The sequence below is a fragment of the Rhodococcus sp. ENV425 genome, from assembly GCF_002887785.1.
Classification (GTDB): Bacteria; Actinomycetota; Actinomycetes; order Mycobacteriales; family Mycobacteriaceae; genus Rhodococcus; species Rhodococcus aetherivorans.
In genome coordinates this window covers 1-1,381 of sequence record NZ_PCZU01000221.1, presented here as the reverse complement: position 1 = coordinate 1,381, position 1,381 = coordinate 1, and the positions used below count along the sequence as shown (strand labels likewise).

Below are 1,381 nucleotides of genomic sequence, written 5' to 3'. Positions count from 1 at the left end.
GAGATCAGCTCGGCGACCAGGGGGATCGCGCCGCCGCCACCGGTGAGCAGCACCCGCCCCACGTCGGACGGCTCGACCCCGGCGCCGCGCAGCGCCTCGTGCACCAGCGCGATCGACGCCTGCAGCGGGCCGCGGGCGAGTTCCTCGAACTCGTCGCGGACGAGACGCACGTCCCGCCGCACGCCGGGCAGGTCGATCGCGACGACCGTCTCGGTGTCGGTCGACAGCTGTTCCTTCGCGGCCGTCGCGCGGGCACGCAGCTCGGCCAGCGCCGCCGTCATGGGGGCGGCGAACGGATCGAAGTCGGGGACGTCGTCGCGCACGGTGTCCAGCAGATGGGTGGTGACCAGGTGGTCGAGGTGACCGCCGCACACGTCCTCGCTGCCGATCGGGCGACCGAGGAGCACCGGCTCGGCGCCGGTGCGCAGCACCGAGACGTCGAGAGTGCGGGCGCCGAGGTCGTAGACGACGACCACGCCGTCGCCGAGGGGGCCCTGGGCGGCGTCGAGCCAGCGCACCGCGGCGACGGGTTCGGGCATCAGCGTCACGTCGGGCAGACCGGCCCGCGACAGCGCATCGCGCAACGCATCGACGGTGTAGCCGGCCCACGGCGCCGGATGCGCCACCGTGATCGTGGGCGCCTCCGGCAGGTCACGCGACGCCTCGTGCACCAGGCAGCCGATCGCCGTGGCGGTGAGGTCCTCCCCGGAGTACGACGCCCCGTTGTCGGCGAGCACCCCCACCGGATCCCCGACCCGGCTCACGAAGTCGGTGAACACCAGCGAACCCGGCGCGGCCGGACGACGACCGAGGTGCGGCGCGTCGTCGGCGGGAAGGTGCAGCTCGCTGGCGCGGGACAGGACGACCGGGCGGTACGTGTCGGCGCGATCGAACGCGGTGGCCGCCACCGAGTCCGCCGAACCGATCGTGACTCCGAGTCCTGTTGCCATGTCGTTTCGCTCCCCTGGTCGGGGCGGACGGATCCGCCGTGTCGCGTTGGATGTCGTAATCGGACACGATGTCGTTAGCCCGATTCGAGACCTTCGGCCCCGGCGCGGGGGCGATCCCCCTATCCGTCCCGATCCCCTAACCCCCGCCCCCGTACGGGCCCCGGACCGATGGGGGACTCCGCCCCCTTGGGCGGGGGACGGGCCGTTCGTAGCGTGAATCGCAGAACACCGACCTCAGGAGATGCGATGTCCACCAACGCTGTGCTCGACTTCATCCTCAGCCTGCTGCGCGACGAAGAGGCCCTCGCCCGCTACTGCGCGAACCCCGACGCCGCCCTGGCCCAGGCCGGTCTCGCCGACGTGTGCCACGCCGACATCGTCGCCGTCGCGCCCCTGGTCGCCGACAGCGGACTGTTCGCGGGGACGGCCGC

The 1,381-nt window shown here is 73.0% G+C and carries 2 protein-coding genes; one reads left to right on the top strand and one right to left on the bottom strand.

What is annotated here, in order from left to right:
- Window positions 1–950: Hsp70 family protein (locus CQZ88_RS19405; RefSeq protein ID WP_258008683.1), on the bottom strand; the 950-nt coding region annotated here is incomplete at its 3' end.
- Window positions 951–1,196: 246 nt separating this feature from the next.
- On the opposite strand from CQZ88_RS19405, the gene CQZ88_RS19400 reads away from it, so the two are divergent.
- A partial coding sequence (locus CQZ88_RS19400; RefSeq protein WP_146034333.1) for an IniB N-terminal domain-containing protein occupies window positions 1,197–1,381 on the top strand: 185 nt, incomplete at its 3' end.